The 16,229-nt window shown below is 25.8% G+C and carries 20 protein-coding genes and 1 tRNA gene; 3 read left to right on the top strand and 18 right to left on the bottom strand.

The window, feature by feature from the left end; translation table 11 throughout:
- Positions 1–119: 119 nt before the first annotated feature.
- Positions 120–195: transfer RNA gene (locus B3603_RS17490), tRNA-Trp, on the bottom strand.
- Between the two features lie 556 nt (positions 196–751).
- On the opposite strand from B3603_RS17490, the gene B3603_RS17485 reads away from it, so the two are divergent.
- The gene (locus B3603_RS17485; RefSeq protein ID WP_291567294.1) at positions 752–1,480 is read left to right on the top strand and encodes an HAD-IB family hydrolase; all 729 of its coding nucleotides are present in this window, start codon (positions 752–754) and stop codon (positions 1,478–1,480) included.
- A 333-nt stretch (positions 1,481–1,813) separates the two neighbouring features.
- Here B3603_RS17485 and B3603_RS17480 read toward each other — a convergent pair whose 3' ends face one another.
- From B3603_RS17480 to B3603_RS17465, 4 genes are all read right to left on the bottom strand, one after another.
- The gene (locus B3603_RS17480; RefSeq protein ID WP_291567292.1) at positions 1,814–2,509 is read right to left on the bottom strand and encodes a hypothetical protein; all 696 of its coding nucleotides are present in this window, start codon (positions 2,507–2,509) and stop codon (positions 1,814–1,816) included.
- A 13-nt stretch (positions 2,510–2,522) separates the two neighbouring features.
- The gene (locus tag B3603_RS17475; RefSeq protein WP_291567290.1) at positions 2,523–3,200 is read right to left on the bottom strand and encodes a hypothetical protein; all 678 of its coding nucleotides are present in this window, start codon (positions 3,198–3,200) and stop codon (positions 2,523–2,525) included.
- Positions 3,197–4,048 carry an ABC transporter ATP-binding protein gene (locus tag B3603_RS17470; protein WP_291567288.1) on the bottom strand — a complete coding sequence of 284 codons (852 nt, stop codon included), beginning with the start codon at positions 4,046–4,048 and terminating at the stop codon, positions 3,197–3,199. Before B3603_RS17470 ends, B3603_RS17475 begins: the two co-directional genes overlap by 4 nt.
- A 118-nt stretch (positions 4,049–4,166) precedes the next feature.
- A complete protein-coding gene (locus tag B3603_RS17465; protein ID WP_291567285.1) occupies positions 4,167–4,739 on the bottom strand; it encodes a TetR/AcrR family transcriptional regulator in 573 nt (190 codons plus the stop codon).
- A gap of 191 nt (positions 4,740–4,930) precedes the next feature.
- Here B3603_RS17465 and B3603_RS17460 point away from each other — a divergent pair, with 191 nt between their 5' ends.
- A complete protein-coding gene (locus B3603_RS17460; RefSeq protein WP_291567283.1) occupies positions 4,931–6,088 on the top strand; it encodes an AI-2E family transporter in 1,158 nt (385 codons plus the stop codon).
- Between the two features lie 119 nt (positions 6,089–6,207).
- Here B3603_RS17460 and B3603_RS17455 read toward each other — a convergent pair whose 3' ends face one another.
- The 4 genes from B3603_RS17455 to B3603_RS17440 form a co-directional block, all read right to left on the bottom strand.
- Entirely contained in the window at positions 6,208–6,849 is a 642-nt protein-coding gene (locus B3603_RS17455; RefSeq protein WP_291567281.1) for a lactate utilization protein, read from the bottom strand.
- A 47-nt stretch (positions 6,850–6,896) separates the two neighbouring features.
- Complete coding sequence (hepT, locus tag B3603_RS17450) at positions 6,897–7,214, bottom strand: type VII toxin-antitoxin system HepT family RNase toxin (protein WP_291567399.1); 318 nt, start codon at positions 7,212–7,214, stop codon at positions 6,897–6,899.
- Between the two features lie 87 nt (positions 7,215–7,301).
- Positions 7,302–7,733: a type VII toxin-antitoxin system MntA family adenylyltransferase antitoxin gene (gene mntA / locus B3603_RS17445; protein ID WP_291567279.1), complete on the bottom strand. Its 432-nt coding sequence runs from the start codon at positions 7,731–7,733 to the stop codon at positions 7,302–7,304.
- A gap of 62 nt (positions 7,734–7,795) precedes the next feature.
- Positions 7,796–8,251 carry a GNAT family N-acetyltransferase gene (locus B3603_RS17440; protein WP_291567277.1) on the bottom strand — a complete coding sequence of 152 codons (456 nt, stop codon included), beginning with the start codon at positions 8,249–8,251 and terminating at the stop codon, positions 7,796–7,798.
- 355 nt (positions 8,252–8,606) lie between these two features.
- On the opposite strand from B3603_RS17440, the gene B3603_RS17435 reads away from it, so the two are divergent.
- Positions 8,607–9,122 (top strand): hypothetical protein, encoded by a 516-nt coding sequence (locus B3603_RS17435; protein ID WP_291567275.1) that lies wholly within the window; start codon positions 8,607–8,609, stop codon positions 9,120–9,122.
- 348 nt (positions 9,123–9,470) lie between these two features.
- Here the strand turns inward: B3603_RS17435 and B3603_RS17430 are convergent, their stop codons facing one another.
- The 9 genes from B3603_RS17430 to B3603_RS17390 all read right to left on the bottom strand — a co-directional run bounded on the left by B3603_RS17430 (position 9,471) and on the right by B3603_RS17390 (position 16,073).
- Positions 9,471–10,046, bottom strand: a complete 576-nt coding sequence (locus B3603_RS17430) for a GNAT family N-acetyltransferase (protein ID WP_291567274.1) — start codon at positions 10,044–10,046, stop codon at positions 9,471–9,473.
- A gap of 38 nt (positions 10,047–10,084) precedes the next feature.
- A complete protein-coding gene (gene yqeK / locus B3603_RS17425) occupies positions 10,085–10,702 on the bottom strand; it encodes a bis(5'-nucleosyl)-tetraphosphatase (symmetrical) YqeK (RefSeq protein WP_291567272.1) in 618 nt (205 codons plus the stop codon).
- Positions 10,703–10,825: 123 nt separating this feature from the next.
- Positions 10,826–11,359, bottom strand: coding sequence for a GNAT family N-acetyltransferase (locus B3603_RS17420; RefSeq protein ID WP_291567270.1), 534 nt, complete (start codon positions 11,357–11,359; stop codon positions 10,826–10,828).
- An 80-nt stretch (positions 11,360–11,439) separates the two neighbouring features.
- Positions 11,440–12,222: an aminoglycoside adenylyltransferase domain-containing protein gene (locus B3603_RS17415; RefSeq protein WP_291567268.1), complete on the bottom strand. Its 783-nt coding sequence runs from the start codon at positions 12,220–12,222 to the stop codon at positions 11,440–11,442.
- A 393-nt stretch (positions 12,223–12,615) separates the two neighbouring features.
- Positions 12,616–13,164, bottom strand: a complete 549-nt coding sequence (locus tag B3603_RS17410) for a GNAT family N-acetyltransferase (protein ID WP_291567397.1) — start codon at positions 13,162–13,164, stop codon at positions 12,616–12,618.
- A 191-nt stretch (positions 13,165–13,355) separates the two neighbouring features.
- Complete coding sequence (locus B3603_RS17405) at positions 13,356–14,102, bottom strand: class I SAM-dependent methyltransferase (protein WP_291567267.1); 747 nt, start codon at positions 14,100–14,102, stop codon at positions 13,356–13,358.
- 93 nt (positions 14,103–14,195) lie between these two features.
- Positions 14,196–14,462: a CD3324 family protein gene (locus B3603_RS17400; RefSeq protein WP_039635305.1), complete on the bottom strand. Its 267-nt coding sequence runs from the start codon at positions 14,460–14,462 to the stop codon at positions 14,196–14,198.
- Between the two features lie 391 nt (positions 14,463–14,853).
- Positions 14,854–15,654, bottom strand: coding sequence for a GNAT family N-acetyltransferase (locus tag B3603_RS17395; protein WP_291567264.1), 801 nt, complete (start codon positions 15,652–15,654; stop codon positions 14,854–14,856).
- Positions 15,655–15,692: 38 nt separating this feature from the next.
- A complete protein-coding gene (locus B3603_RS17390; RefSeq protein ID WP_291567262.1) occupies positions 15,693–16,073 on the bottom strand; it encodes a hypothetical protein in 381 nt (126 codons plus the stop codon).
- Positions 16,074–16,229 lie beyond the last annotated feature (156 nt).

Raw genomic sequence — 16,229 nt, 5'->3', positions numbered from 1 at the left:
TCCATAAATACATAAAAATATCCCCCAAAATAAATTGAAGGACATTTTTAATATCTCAAATTTAAACGCTATAAATTATTTAACTATCTTAGAAAAGTTACCTAAAAATATTAGGTATTTGGCAGGGGCAGCAGGACTCGAACCCGCAACCAATGGTTTTGGAGACCACTACTCTACCAATTGAGCCATACCCCTATAACGAAGATTATCTTATCATATTTTAGTATATATTGTCAATATAAATATAGTTCAGTATCTTTATATTTTAAAACAGTTTACACCTTAATTTAATTCACAATTCACAACTGAAAACTTAACTTAATTTACAATGCAAAATTCACAATTGTGGATATTTCTCAGCAGAAGCTGAGAAATTTAAAATTAATTCCACCACTGTGTTTTATGTGATATGCACACTATGTAATACATTAACTAGTATTTTAATTATATTGGCTATCTCTATTAATATTGCTTAAAAATTTTGTATGTTGTTCCAAGCCATACTGCACCTCAGGAGAACCCTTTCAGGGCTTCACCACTGTTCCCCTGAGGTGGATTTAATTCATAATGCACAATGCACAATTAAGTATGGATTATTTAAATGTATACATTAATTTTAAATTGGCATATCTATATATGTATATAAATATTAATATTTTAAAATAATGATTTATTTTTTGACATTATTTAATAATATGATACAATCTATTATTAAATATAAAAAAATTCAATATTGTTAGGAGTGAATACTATGGGAAATATCGCAGCATTTTTTGATATTGATGGAACAATATATAGAGAAGGTTTGATAACAGAAGTTTTTAAAAAGATAATAAAATATGAATTAGTAGAAGAAAAAAAATGGTATAGTGAAGTTAGACCATCTTTTATTAAATGGGATAAAAGACAAGGTGATTACGATACTTATTTGTTAAAAATGGTAGATATATATATAGAAGCTATAAAAGGTATAAGTAAAAATCATATAGATTACATTGCAAAAAAAGTAATAGAACAAAAAGGGGATAGAGTATATACATTTTCAAGAGAGAGAATAAGATGGCATAAAGAACAAGGTCATATAGTTATTGCTATATCTGGTTCTCCAATTGAGCTTGTAAGAGAGATGTCAAACAAATACAATATGGATGATTATAGAGGCTCAATATACTTGCTAGATGAAAATGAAACTTATACAGGTGACATAATACCTATGTGGGATTCTGAAAGTAAAGAAAAAGCATTGATGGAATTGAAAGAAAAATATAATATAGATCTTGAAAGAAGTTATGCATATGGTGATACATCTGGTGATTTTACTATGTTTAAGTCTGTAGGAATACCTTACTGTATAAATCCTACTAAGGAGCTTTTAACAAAAGTTATGGAGGATGAAGAAGTAAAGGATAAAATAAAAGTTATAGTTGAGAGAAAAGATGTAACTTATAACTTAAATATAGATAATATACAATTTTTATAATATTTCTAAAAAACTTTCTAGAGAATTTATCTGAGGTTTTGTTTTCACAAACCTAAAAGGCTTAAAAACTAATAATGCTAAATGCTCAGCTACTAAGCCTTATAGGATTGTTCTACTTAACTCAGCTTCTTCTCTATATCTTAACTAAAATAACAATCAGTGAATACTACATTAAATTGAGTATTCGCTTTTTTAAAATATTAATTCTATTTTCTATTTCTTTAATTCTAGTAGTAAATCTTTCATGTAATTTAGGAATACCCTTATTTTCTCATTCATTCTTTAGTAAAACTTTAAAAATCATACAATAAATTTAAATTAACTCAAAAAACATTATTGGTTCACTAATTTTCTTCCTAATAAAAATATCCATGCTATATTTACAGCTAAACTAAAAACTAAAATCTTTCCATTTATATAGTTATTTCTTATTATTTCTAAACTATAATAATTAGGTATTATATAGGTTAGAAATTTTATTTTACTATCTATAAAATAATTTATTGCAGGTATAAACAATATAAAACTACAAAGCTTAGTTAATGTTAATCCTTGAAGTTTATTTTCTCCAAAAGCTCCCATAAAAATTGTAGTTATAGGTGCTAAAAGTGAGGTTAGAAATACTATTATAAAAATATTAATCATTCTAGCTTTTATTAAATTTGTAGTTATGAATAATATTAAGTTCATTATAAAACTAATAGCAAAAGGCATTGATAATCTATATATTAAGTAATTCACTTTTTTAAGGGGTGTTATAGAAAAATATATTATTAAATTTTGATCTTTTTCATCTAATAATATTAATCCTACAAGTACTCCTATAAGAAAAGGTGTCATTATTAATGCCATCCACAGTATAAGAGCATAGTAATTACTTAAAGGCATTCTAAACTTACTCTCTATAAATTTAATTCCTATTGTACAAAATATAATTAACAATAATGGACAAGTAAAAGAAATTAAATACATAGGATCTTTATATATGTTTTTTAAATCTTCCTTTATTAAAATTAATAATTTTTTCATGTTTTCACCTACCCTAAACAAACTTATCTTTTAGAGTTATTTCTGCTAAATAATATAATACCATCATCCAAATTATAGAGATTAGAAAATATATAATATTAATTTCACTTCTATAAATAGCCCCTTCAATTAAGGCTATAGCTATATAAGTAGGAAATAGATTGAAAAGTCCAAAACTTGTAACTTTAAAGTAATTTAAAAGCGGAATTGCTATTACTATACCTACCAGTGTTGCTATTAAGAAATAGTGATTTAAAGTTTTTGAATACATTCCTGTTATTAAACCTATTAATGTAAAAATTATAGAATTTACTACAACTACACTTGTTAATAAAATTATATTGAATTCTACTCCTTTAACTGTAAAGGTAATAATTAAGCTTACTATGACTGAAATAAGGCTTAAGGATATACATTTTGATATTATATACTCCTGCAATGTTAATGGAGTTATAGATAAAGCTAAAGGTATACCTTGATTCCTCTCTAATAACACCATAGCTCCTACAAAGAAAAAACCTAAAAAAGTAGGGTCGGAAAAAATTAAAAATATTAATGCCCTATTGGTAAAATTATTAGGTATTAATTGGAGAGCTAATATATAAATGGTAGAAATAAAACCATATACAAAATAAATACCATTTTTATATTGAGACATAATATCATACTTTATGCTGTGTAAAATTCTCATACTAGAATCCTCCCTGTAACCTCTCTAAAAATTTCTTCTAAGGACGCCTCTAGTGTATAAATCTTTTCCACTTCCTTATTATCAATAATGTGAAGAAATTCCCTATTTTCTCCTAGACATTTTAAGCTAAAATCCTTTCGCAAAATACCATTTTCTTTATATTCGACTCTAATTTTCTTATCTCCATATTTAAGCTTTAAATCTCTTGGGTTATCTATAAGTTTAATTTCACCATCTACTACAAAAGCAACTCTATCGCATATTTTTTCTGCAATGCTCATATTATGAGTAGTTAAAATTGTAGTTTTTCCTTCATGTTTTTTCTTTAGAATAATATCCTCAATCACCTTAGAATTATTTGGATCAAGGCCTGAAGTAGGTTCATCTAAAAATAATAATTCAGGATCATTTAAAAGTGCTCTACAAAAATTTAGTCTCATCTTCATACCCTTTGATAATTCTTCAACCTTTTTATGTCTATGACTTTCTAAGCCCACTATTTTTAGCAATTCTAAAATATTAGTGCAACTATTCTTATAAAGTTTATTAAAAAATTCTAAGTTTTCTATAGCGGTTAATTTCATATATAAATTAGGAAGCTCAAATCCTACTCCAATTTTCTCATAATATTCTCCATTACAATTTTTCACTTCTTGATCCATTACCTTAACAGTTCCTCTATAGTTTTTCATAAGTCCTAGAAGAATCTTTTGGACCGTACTTTTTCCTGCTCCTGATGGACCTAAAAATCCAAAAACTTCACCTCTTTTAATGTTAAAATTCATATTTCTGATACTGTCTTCTTTGCTATTTTTATATCGAAAATTCAAATTTTTAACTTCTATCATAAACTCCCCTCCGCAATAAAAATCAATTGTTCGTTTTTGTTTTTTAATAAAACATACTGCAATTTTACAGTATGTTTTACTTGATTAATTTAAGTTTCTATTTTATATAACTTATGTATTACAATTCAATTCCTTTTATAAATATAAATAAATAGTTATATAATGCTTCTTTTGATAATTCCTCACAAGGGTTGCACTTAATCATCGTCAAAATTCCTTGTAAAAAAGCCGCTGCTATCATTTTTGATAATAAAACATTATGTTTATTTTTTTCTAAATGACTTAAAAAATGTCCCTCTAACATTGAAAGAAATTTAAAATTAAAGCCATCAAATTCACTGCCTTTATTTCCTTCCATTAGAATTACAAAGCTTTTATTAAAAATTTCTTCAAATCCTAGTGGAAAAAAAGTATTTAATTCTGAAAAAATCATTTCCTTAGAAAAATTATTGACTTCTACATCACTTTTATGATGATAGTTTATTAAATAATCAACCTTTTCTATAATGGGCTTCACTACAATTGAAAAAACCTCATTTTTGCTTTCAAAATAATTATAAAAATTTCCTATGGTAGTTCCTGCCTTTTTAGCAATGATTCTAATTGCTGCTTTTTCAAAGCCTTTTTCATAAAACTCATCTTTAGCAGCCTCAATTATAGAATTTCTAACTTCATCCTTTAGCACTTGCATAAAAAATCACCCGTTCTTTATTATATTTCTATGATATGCCTGCTTTTATAAAATGTCAACTTAATTTAACAAAAAAATCATCCTTTTACACATTTTCTATTAGATTAGCATTAAAACTAAATTAGTTCATAACTAATAATTATTATTCTATGATATAATTGTTTTATATTTTGCATGGAGGGGAGATGTAAATGGAGAATTTAAAATTACAGATAAAGAAAAATCTCCATATATTAGTTATAATTTTATTAGCTTATATAGGAATTAAACTTATTGATAACTACTCAATAGTAGCAGATGCTTATAAGTTTGTTATGGGGATATTATCACCTTTTATATTAGGTGCAGTTATAGCCTATGCATTAAATCCATTGATGGTTTATATTGAAAAAAAATTGAAGGTTTCTAGAGGAATAAGCGTACTCTTAACTTGTGTAATAGTGATTTTGATATTCACTCTTTCTATAGTATATTTAGTTCCTGGAATTACTGGAAATATTAAAAATCTTATTAATTCTATACCATATATGGTTTCATCTGCTAATGAATGGATTGGAGACAATGTTAATAGCAAATTTGTTTTAGAATTAACTAAAAAGTTTGATCTAGCAAAAACCTTAGGAGCATGGTCTACTACTTTATTTAATGCTTTACTTTCATCATTGGTTTCAGTGACTGCTTCTATTATTAAATGGGGATTTGCTCTTATTATTGCCATATATTATTTAATTTACAAAGAAATTTTTGTAAAATCTCTTAAAAAAGGAATATTCATTATATTCAAAAATAAGTATGGTGTAAAAATATTAGAATTGCTACACTGTACAAATGATATGCTAGGAACATATCTAGGGGTTAGAGCTCTAGAATCTTTAATAGTTGCTATAGCTTGCTTTATAGGATTAATATTTATAAAATCTCAATATATCATACTTATTTCCGTATTCTTTGGAGTAACCAACATGATTCCAATCTTCGGACCATTTTTAGGTATAGTATTTGGGACAATCTTAAATATATTCCATTCACCAATAACAGCTTTAGTTGTATTTATATGGCTATTTATTTTACAACAAATAGATGGTAACTGGCTTGGACCTAAAATGTCTGGCGATAGTGTAGGCATTAATCCTGTTACTTGTATACTTTCACTAAGTGTAGGTGGTGCAGTTTACGGAATGGTAGGTATGCTTATTGCTGTTCCTATAGCTGGAGTTATGAAAATATATTATGAAAGATTCATGAAAAGATATGATGATAGACACCCAGAAATTGCTCACATGGTGGATAATACTAAAATAGATATAAGTCACTTAAAGTTTGAAAAGAAAAAAACATCTCAAAAATAACTTTTTAAGATAGAATTCACAATTTATAAATAGGTCATCTCTCAGTTCTTCTGAGAAATGACCTATTTATTTAAAAAATATTGCTTATATTTCACTAACTATGATCTATATAAAATTTATTAATATCCAAGTTGCTTTCCAACAAAAATAACTTTTATTCTTCCTTTAACAAATTGTCCTCTTATAACTACAAAGTCATTACAAATTCTATTTGGACTTTTACAATCAATACAGTATCCTAAAGTAGTACATGGAGTATTTTTATTTAGTCTTTTAGCATCAATAGGCGCTGAATAATTTCGAACTCTTTTTTCTGCCTCATCTATGTCTTTAACTATCTTATTTATTCCAGCTACTAATATAACCTGCTTAGGTCCATATAACATTGGCGCAACTCTACTTCCATTACCATCTATATTATAAAGTTCGCCACTTTCAGTGATAGCATTTGTACTGCAAAGAAAAGTATCTGCAGAAAAGTTTTTCTCATAAATTTTTCTTTTTTCTTCCTTTGTAATGCCATCTTTATATTTATCTAAAAAGATGTATTTTTCATTGCGAAGAAAGTCTATAACTCCAGTTTCGAAAAGCGTCATAGAATCGCCAACTCCAACTATAGAATCATGAGGAATTAGATTTTTTAATAATTCTATTAATTCAACTTCGTCATTAACAAAGTAACCTTCCATATTCCGTTTATTTAAACCTTCTATGGTTCGCTCTACTCTTTTTTCGATATACCATGAAAGATTTTTATCCATCTTAAATACATCCCTTCGAATAAAGTAATTTAATTACATTAGTGCTTTTAAATATAATCTTTTATTATATTTGCAAATGTTATTATATCATCTAGATTATTTAAAATTATACCATAAACAATTTCTCTATCTAGTTTTAAGTAATCATGTACTAGTATATTTCTAAAAGATGCCATGTTACATAAGTTTTCTTTAAGTTTTCTATCTATAATATCATTTTCATATAATATGTCAAATACATCTCTATTACTTTCAGGTTTTCTAAACCTTAAATCTGATATTAAATGATTAGCAATATCCATAACACATTCAATTGTTAAGTGCAAAAATCTCTCAGTTGAACCATATATTAAAGGATTTTTTATATACTCTTCTCTACTGTATTTTAAACATCTTCTAAATATCTTAAGTATTCTTTTAACTTATCAATTCTAAAAATTACTACTTCTCTTCTAACCATTTTCTCCTCCAAAATATGTTCCATCTTTTAATCTTTTTATAATTTCTTTATCATATATATCACTAAAATATTTAAAGTCAAAATATTCTCTAATAATTAGCGATTCTATAGATACTCGTTCATAACAATCTATAAGAAGTATACCATCTTTTATTATTTCATACTTTAAAGCTATTGGAGCATTATCTAAGGATACAATATCTACATTCCTTTTAAAATATGCTTTTCCAATATCTATTATTTCACCACGAATAAATATTTCATCCATCTTCGAATATTTATTTTTAAATTTAATAGCTATATCAATATCACTCTCTTTATTGTATTGATTTCTAGCTACCGATCCAAAAATGTAAGCTAAATCTATAGAGTATTTATCATTTACTTTATATATAAACTTTTTAATATTCTCTATTGAAATCATATATTTTCTTTCCTCTCTAAATAAATATACTCTAATTATATCATACCTCTTATTCCCTTATTCTATAAGCTATTATTTCTATTATAAACCATTTCTACATGTGGAATATTAACATCTAAATAAACTTCTGATACTTCCTTAAATCCAAATTTTCCATATGCCTTCCTTAAATATTCCTGTGCAGAAATTTTTATGCTTTTCTCATTTAATTCATTTTCTATAAAATTTATAGCTTTTTCCACAAGTTCTGTAAAAATCCCCTTACCTCTATATTCTTTAGCAGTTAAAACTCTACCGATAGCAACTTCATCATATACCAACCCTCTAGGAATTATTCTAAGATAAGCAATTACATTATTATTCTCTTCTTTAAAAAGATGATACGATTTTAAATCTAATCCATCTAATTCTTCATATATACAATTTTGCTCCAGTACAAATACGTTAATTCTTTCCCTTACGATATTATGTAACTCTAGTGTAGTTAACTCTTCAAATTTTTTTAGTTTCCAAGTCATAATATATCCTCCTTCATTTGCTTTTTATATAAGGGATTTTTAAGAAAATAGCTTTTTATTATATTAGCTTATTTTATTTCAGATGCCTAAGCATATAATTAAATATTTATAGTTTATATTATAGTATTATTTTAAAATACATGATAGGATTTTCATAATTAAATATAGAAATACACTATATAAGCATATTACGAATTGATACAAGAATCACCACATATTATATAATACCAATGCAATAACATAATACCAGATATTTATATTATAAAGAATCTATAGACAGTATTAAATATGATTTAATGAGGTGACTATAAAATTGAGATCACAGATAAAATTAATTCTTACTCTTCTCCTAATTTTGATATTAACTATAACAGTATGTAATAAAAAGCAAAAGGAAGACTTTAATATTAATTGGGTAAAAGGCAAAAGTTATAATGAAGCTATTGAAAAAGGATTACAACAAGATGGAGCTTCTATTGAAGATTTACTTTATGAAGAAGAACTTGATGAAAACAAAATAATATTTTTTACAGTGGATAATTCTTTAGGTATAGCATGCGTGAGTAAAGATAAAGAAGATTGGGTTTGGTGTAGATTGTCTTCATTTTACAGATTCGAATCTGACCCAATTTCACCTTCTCCATATATGGCTGCATGGTCAGAAATCACAATGCCTAATGGAAATAAGTATTATTTAATAACGGGAAGAATATATGATTCAAATATATCAAAATTAACTTTATCCAGTAAAGAAATAAATGCTGTGATAAAAGAAAAAAATGGAGCCATATTTTGGTTTGAGCTATTAGATAATAAATCTTGGGACGAAAATATTAAAGCCTATGATAAAGATGGGAAAATAATAAAATGAAATTTTAACAGCCAAACTTAATATTAAAATATTAACAAATTATTACAAAAGATGCTTTTTAAAATAACTAGTCAGTATGCTATAATCCTTTGTCTCACACAAAATATCTGTTTTATCTTTGACTAGTTATTTTATATATCTTATAAGTTATGTAGATATTCTTAAGAAAACCACATAATTAGTAACTCGTAATTTGAGATTATTATAGAGTTCTTATAAAATAATAATACAATTGTTATCTAAAAATTCAGCTAAACCTTTTTACTATAGCAGATTAAGCTTCTCTATAGTCAGTTATTAAAAATCTATGTTAGGCATCTGAAATAAAATAACTAGTTAATATACTAGTTATTTTATTTCAGATGCCTTATTTTTTATTTTAAGCCACTCATCTTTTAATATATCCATGTACATTACATCTGAAAATTCACCAATTCTAGAGTCAAAATAACCACTTCTAATTATTCCTATTTCTTTAAAGCCTAATTTTCTATAAAGACTTTGTGCTCTCTTATTATCTATCATTGTAGTTAATTCTATTTTGTTTAGATTTAAGAACCTAAACATAAAATCTATAAAATGATATAATGCATCTATTCCGTAACCTTTACCCTGTTCGGAAACTTCACAAATTTTTATTCCAAATTCAGATTTTTGATTTCTGCTATCAAAGCCATTATAATTAATTTCTCCAATAGGCATCATATCTTCTTTTCTTAATATCAAAAATCTCTTTCTTTCTGGATAAAGTTCACTATTTTCTATTTCTTTTAATATGCTCAATCTAATTCTTTCTTTACTTTGAAGAGTACCAAAGGCAAGAGTAGCATGCTCCATCATACTTTCATCATTCCACCATCTATATAGATATTCTTCATCTCCAATTTCAAGTGGTCTTATAATAACTTTTTTTCCTTCAATCAATTTATATCCCCCTAAAATTCATTTCATACAAATTAATACTATATCAGTCGTTTTTCTAAATCTAAGTAAGCCTCTAATAGCCATGGATGTATAATCTTAAGATTTTCTTTATTATCCATTTGATATTTAATAAATTTAAATGTGGATAACTCTAACGATGTATTAAGAGCTTTTTCCACTTCATCAATATAGGGTGGTAGTCCTTTTTGATCCCACTCTATTTTATCTGCTATAAATAAAACCATATCTAGTGGAGAAGCGTTGGATCTTAATGTAGTATGACAACTAATAGCTTCTAAAATTTCCTCGTTACTAATATTAAATATTTCTGTCGCCATAACTCTAGATATTTTTTGATGAAGAATCATTGGAAATCTTTCTTCCTCTAATAAAATTTCTATATTAAGTTTCTTACAAAGTTCTAGTTTTTCTTCATTTGGATAAACACCACTTATATCGTGTAAAAGTCCTGCAACCTCAGCTAAATTTTCATTAACCCCAAATTGTTTAGCTAAAAGTTTAGCTTTTTCTGTAACCCTCAATGAATGATTTGCTATTATAATTTTATTATGTTTCATAAGAAGATCATATGAATCTTTTCTAATGTCTCCTGTTAAAGTTACATCTCTTGTTATTTTCTTAAATATATCATTCATTTCAGCTACCTCATTTTTCAATTATTTTAATATATTTAGGGGACAGTTCATTAAAAATTCCAAAAATCACTAAACAGCTTGTCTAAAAATTTTAAAGTTTTAATGAAAAATTATGAACCGTCCCTAGACTCTTTTATCCATAACAACAAATTTAAAACCTTCATATTCTACATATTCGTCACATTCTGTAAAATTAAGTTTCTTAAATAATTTTAGTGCAGGTATATTATTTTCGCTAGTTTCTATATATATTCTTTTTATATCCATGTTACTGAATATATACTCAGTTGCCACTTTTACTGCTTTATAGGCAATACCTTTATTCCAATATCTTTTATCTCCTATTTCTATGCCCATTTCTCCTTCTTTTCTTACTCTATCTATACTAAAAAAATTTACAAAACCTATAGGAGAGTCTTCGCAGTTTGTAATCATAAAATATTTATATTTTCTATCGCTTATATTTTCATTAATTATTTCATTATCGAATCTTCTACCACACTCTATACATTCCTTAATCAATTCTTTAGTATTTTGAGGAATTGGTCTTGGATCATGTTTATTTACTTCTTTATCTATTCTCCATGAAAAAAGGCTTGTAATATCTTCACCGCAAATATCCCTTATCTTAATTTCATCATCTTTATAATAAATCATTTAAATCCTCCTATACTTAGGGACTGTTCATTAAAAATTACAGAAATTAATAAATAGCTTGTCTAAATATCTTTTAAATTTTAGCTAAAATTCATGAACCGTCCCTTATAAACTTTATTTATTTCTTCTATCATATATGTTGCAAACTTTTTAAGTTCTTCTTCATTCCACTTCTCTTCATCAAAGTCTCCATTGTATATATTGAACGCCTTTTGTATTAAATTCTCATAAATCTTATAGTTTGTTTTTCCCCAGCTTCCCCCTTCATGTTTAGAGGATACTACTCTTTCTTTTAAATAATAAAGAACTCTGCATAAATTTAATATTATATATACTGGATTTTCCACTATCTCATCTATTGCATTTTCAACATCATTTAAAATAGAATTTATATAATATTTTTCAGGAACTTCACCAAAAACTTCCTTTATGTCTTTTCCATACAAACAACGTCCTCTTTTATTTATTATGGTTATATGTGCTGCTAAGTCAGCATCCTCTCCATTATGGCAAAGAAACTCTTTATCTCTTATATATCTTTCTTTATACTCTTTTGAATAATGAAGTTCAAAAGGAGTAGGATACACAAAATTATTACTATATTTTTCTAAAATTACACTAACTTCAAATCCTTTTTTAGGTGCAAAATCAGATAAATCTATTAAAATATCTATAAGCTGTCTTTTAACATTAAAACTTAATTTATCTCTTACAACTACAAGAAAATCAATATCACTAGATTCACTATTAAAACATCCCATAACCAATGAACCATGAAGATATATTCCTACGAGATTTTCTCCTAATAAATTTTTATATTTTTCTATAATTTCTGTTAATAAAATATTTATATTCATCTTCATATATTATCTTTAGCAAGTGCTATTATATAGGATGAAATTTATTCTAAAAAACTCCAAAGGCATTGACAGTGGAGTTTTAACCATAATTCTTAATTTTTAATTTAAAGCAAAAAATCTGCTATAAAAATTGAAGTAATGTATAAATTAAGTTTCAATTAAGAAATCCTATATAATACTATCCTTCACTAAATTAATCTCCTTCCTATTTATGTATATTCAAAAAATAACTAGTTCTATTTTAATTTGTTTTGTATTATGCTGCATTAACAAAGTCCCTTAAGGATTCATACATCCAACCTTCTTAGCTATTCTATGAATTCTTATAAGAGAATATTTTCCCTCTCTTAATTTACAATAAAATAAAAAGATACAGTAAAACAACTAATATTGAGATTACTCAATATTAGTTAACCATTCATCTGCTAAAACTGCATATTCATATGTATCATTCCAAATAGGCTTTCTTTCTCCATCATACTTGAAAAATACATTCTTTTGCAAATACCCTTCTCTTCTCATATTTAATCTCTCTAATAACTTCCATGAAGCTATATTCTCAGGATTACACATAGCAATTACTCTATGTGCATTTAATTGTTTAAATCCATAATCTAAAACTTTCTTACAGCTTTCTGTGGCATAGCCTTTTCCATAATATATAGGGTTAAAAACATACCCAATTTCCCATGTGGCAAACTCTTTAGGCTCTTGTTGTTGAAAGTATAAATTGCCTATTAATTTATTATTCTCTTTTAAACAAACTGCCCAAAAAGCATCTTCCTTTGAACGATATATTGCTTCTTCTTTACATTGTTCTTCAGTATAAATATTATATGGCTCATATTTTACCACTGTTTCTTGAGAAAGATATTCGTATAAGTCCTTCCAATCATTTGGGAAAAATTTTCTCAATATCAGCCTTTCCGTTTCTAAAATTCCCATCTCTGCACTCTCTATTCCCAAAACTTAAACTCTTATAAAAATTATCATTAACTTTTTAATATTTCCCTACTTAACTTGAACTTAATAAATACTATATGGCTTCTTGCTATAAAAACTAGCAATAAAATTGCTAGTTTTTAAAAATTTCATACCCTAATTATATGAAATTAAATTATTAAATTTTAAATAAATTATATTCTGCATTCAAACACTACATTTTCTTCATCTGGATCTGAAACTATACCGCAGTTTCTTATTATTTTTATGTGTTTAAATCCTACATTTCTTAAAATCTCTTCAAATTCATTGATATCATATAATCTCATAAAAAAATCCATTTCTTCACTTTCAATTATTTTATCACCATCTAAAAGTTCATATCTTAATGGAGAAGAAATGATTTTATTTATTTTATCATAATGGGATTTTGAATATTGTACTATAACTTTACCATCAGCTCTAGTTATTCTATTTGTTTCTTCCCATTTATCACATTCTTCTGCTTTACATTCTGTTGTTAATACATCTAGTAATAAAGTGCCATTATCATTTAAACTATCTTTTAACCTATTAAGACTTGATACAACAATTTCTTCATCAAGCAATAATGAAAATGAACCTGCAGGTATCATAATTAAATCATACTTATTTCCTGTCTGAAAATTATGAATTCCAACATTAAAAACATTCCCAACTAAATTCTTAGCTTTCATCCTTTCTCTACAAGAATTTAACATATCATCTGAAATATCAAATCCTTCAATATTAAATCCCTCTTCTAAAAAAGGTATGATAAATCTGCCTGATCCACACATAGGTTCTAAGATTCTCATCTTCTTATCCGTTACATAACTCATATAAAAATCTAATTGTTCTTTGTCTGCTGTTGGCTTATCTAAATCATAAATTTGTGTGCACAAGTTTCCATAATAACTCAATATTATATCCCCCTATTTATCTAATTATTTAATAATAAATATCTCTTTTCATTTAATAATAGCTTATTGCAGTAAAATCTTTAAGAATAAATCTTACTTACAAGCTTTAAAAACAATTTTTCTTACACTATCTTCTGATAAGCAATAAAGTGTTGATAATTTATTTATAGACAATCCCGAATTAAAAAGAGAAACCATTTTGCTATTTCTTTCATTTAATTCTTTTCTATATCCACTTTTTTCGCCCCAAGAAATCTTCTTACTTTTTTTGGGTATATAAATGATTTCACCTTCCACATACTTTTGTATCTCTTCTAATAATTCCTTAGGTAAAACATTTTTTCCATTTATATAACTCAATACTATATCCTCCCTATTTAAGTCCATTAATAAATAGACTCTAAAAACAAGGAAAACCTCATGTAAATATTCTAGATTTCACAGGTTTATTCCCTGTTTATAGAATTCTAACCTCTATTTCTAGATATTTGCTGACTGTCATTTGAATCTCTCCTTTCAAAATATATATGTAAATTTTAACATATTAATATAATCTATTCTACTTAAAGTAAAGCTTATGATCTTAACTTTTTTCTAATTCTTGTAAATAACATTAGAAGTATTACTTTTATATTAATATAAAAGTAAATCTTTTCTCAATATAAAGAATAATTATATTTAATAATTCCTTATATCAAATCTTTATAATATGAAATATATTACAATTAATATTTGTCTTCTATTGCTTAATTCATTTATTCTTTATTTTTTTGTACATACTCCATGTGCCTACTTCTTTAAACCCAATCTCTTTATAAATTTTTCCTGCTTTTGGATTCTCATAGTAAAGACATAGAGTTTTTCCTTCTTTCAACAGTTCTTTGCATAATATATTTAAACAAGCGGAAGCATAACCATATCCTCTATATTTTTCCTCTGTCATTACATTTACTATCATTGCAGAGAAACTATTTTCAATAGAGGTTTGTGCGTAAGATATCATATTACCATCTATCTCTACATAGTAACCTCGTGCAGTTTTAGTTTCAAAATCTTTTAACAGCATTTCTTTAAAATTTTTACTTCCACCCTTAAATTCTTTAATTTTATCTCTTAATTGAACTATCCTATCCACATCATCTACTGTAACCCTTTTAACTACTATATTGTTATTTACTTTAAATTTAGGATTAATGCTGCGTAAAATACTATAGTAATTTTTTTGTGGAGCTTCTAAATGTAAAACAGTTTCTTCAAATTTTGAAACAACTTCTTCTTTCCCTACTAGCATATAAAAATTGCCAAAACCCTCTATAATTTTTGTCATTGCTTTTACATCAAATTCATTCTTAGCATATACCATAATAAATCCAAAGCACTTAAGAAGAATACTATTCAATTTATTATTATTAAACCCTCCATAGACTTCCTGGAATCCTCCATCATATCCAAACTCTTCAATATCGCTTATTAAATAATGATTAAATTCCGTCTCTTCTTTTAAGAATTTCATAACTATTAAATTATCGCTTTCATTTAATTTTCTAATCATAGCTAACCCCCTTTTAATCAATATTCAAATGTAATAATTCAATTTATCTTTGATTTTCTTCTATAATTAAATACTTTACTGCAATAACATAAAAAAATAATTAATGTACATGAAAACCCAATTATATCTGAGATAGTATCATAAACATGATACTTATAAGTTAATGCTCCTAATAACATAATCCCCCAAAATGTTATTGGCATAATCAGTAACGTTAAATTTAATAAGTATAATTTTGTTTTCTTAATATAAGATAACTGAATAATGGTATATATTAATATCCCTATTATAAAGTTTATAAGTTCATTTAAGAAAATAGAAACTGGAATATCACTAGATAATATCATCTTATATGCAAAAATTAAGAATGTCCAAATAGATAAAATAAAACTTATAAATAAATCTGCTGCTTTCTTCATATTGAATCCCCTTAATCATATAAATTCTACTCTTTCACTTAAAGCTATATTAACAAAATTTTACTATTTAAATTCAATAAATTTTTCATAATTCCTCTATATTATAAAAATTAACACCTTACACATATATAGATATACCAGCTCTAAATTTAATAT

Origin of the sequence: Clostridium sp. UBA2485 (genome assembly GCF_002341865.1) — a bacterium.
Taxonomy (GTDB): domain Bacteria; phylum Bacillota; class Clostridia; order Clostridiales; family Clostridiaceae; genus Clostridium_J.
The sequence above is the reverse complement of the archived record's forward strand: the minus strand, read 5'-3'. Positions and strand labels throughout refer to the sequence as shown.